General features: G+C 58.5%; 2 protein-coding genes. Both read left to right on the top strand.

Going from position 1 to position 1,404, the window contains the following annotated elements:
- Positions 1–1,162: ribosome biogenesis GTPase Der (gene der, locus QVO51_RS09610; RefSeq protein WP_288168110.1), on the top strand; the 1,162-nt coding region annotated here is incomplete at its 5' end.
- A gap of 59 nt (positions 1,163–1,221) precedes the next feature.
- Positions 1,222–1,404 (top strand): glycerol-3-phosphate acyltransferase (locus tag QVO51_RS09605; protein ID WP_288168108.1); only part of this gene is annotated, 183 nt, incomplete at its 3' end.

Below are 1,404 nucleotides of genomic sequence, written 5' to 3'. Positions count from 1 at the left end.
GGATACCGGCGGTATCGAACCGGACACGGACGACGTGATCCTGGCGCAGATGCGCCGACAGGCTGAAGTCGCCATCCACCGGGCGGACGTGATCGTGCTGGTAACGGACGTGCGCTGCGGCGTCACCGCCAACGACTATGCAGTTGCGGATATGCTCCAGAAAAGCGGTAAGCCCGTGGTGCTGGCGGTGAACAAATGCGACACCATCGGCGAGCCCCCCCTGGAGCTGTATGAATTCTACAATCTGGGCATCGGAGAGCCATTCCCCATCTCCTCTCAGCACGGCCACGGCACCGGAGATATGCTGGACGAGATCCTGAAATACCTGCCCGAAACCGACGCAGAGGACTACGACGAGGACTGCATCAAGGTGGCGGTCATCGGCAAGCCCAATGCCGGGAAGTCCTCCCTCATCAACAAAATCGCCGGGGAGGAACGGGTGATCGTGTCCGATATCGCAGGCACCACCCGGGACGCTACGGATACGGTGGTGGAAAATGAGCAGGGCAAGTTCGTGTTCATCGACACAGCCGGCATCCGGAAAAAGTCCCGGATCACCGAGCGGGTGGAGCATTTCAGTGTGCTCCGTGCCTATATGGCGGTGGATCGGGCGGACGTATGCATCATCATGATCGACGCCCAGACCGGCTTTACCGAGCAGGACTCCAAGGTGGCTGGCTACGCGCACGAACAGGGCAAGGCATCCATCATCGCCGTAAACAAGTGGGATCTGATCGAAAAGGACACCAACACCATGAAGGAATTCCAGGAAAAGCTGGAGAAGGATTTCAGCTTCATGTCCTATGTGCCCTTTGTGTTCATTTCCGCCAAGACCGGGCAGCGGGTCAACAAGCTGTTTGAAATGATCCACTTTGTGGCAAACCAGAACGCCATCCGGATCTCCACCGGCACTTTGAATGATGTGCTGGCATACGCCACCACCCGGGTGCAGCCTCCCTCCGACAAGGGCAGACGGCTGAAGATCTACTATATGACCCAGGCCTCCACCAAGCCCCCCACCTTTGTGACCTTCGTCAACCGGGCGGATCTGTTCCACTTCTCCTACCAGCGGTATATCGAGAACCAGATCCGCACCACCTTCGGGCTGACCGGCACACCCATCCGGTTCGTGATCCGGGAACGGGGCGGCGGAGACCAGTGATTTCCGGCGGCACTGCAAACCGATGCAGAACCGCCTTCAGATGAGGAGCGATCATAACCATGGGACACTTTATTCTGGCAACCTTTCTGGCTGCCCTGCTGGCGTATCTGCTGGGCAGCTGCAACAGTGCCATTCTCTTTTCCAAGCTCATCAAGGGGCAGGATATCCGGGAGCTGGGCAGTCACAACGCCGGGCTTACCAATACCCTCCGGTGCTTCGGCAAGGGCATGGCAGGACTGGTA

Origin of the sequence: Ruminococcus sp. CAG:379, assembly GCF_000434255.1 — a bacterium.
Classification (GTDB): domain Bacteria; phylum Bacillota; class Clostridia; order Oscillospirales; family Ruminococcaceae; genus Ruminococcus_F; species Ruminococcus_F champanellensis.
The sequence above is the reverse complement of the archived record's forward strand: the minus strand, read 5'-3'. Positions and strand labels throughout refer to the sequence as shown.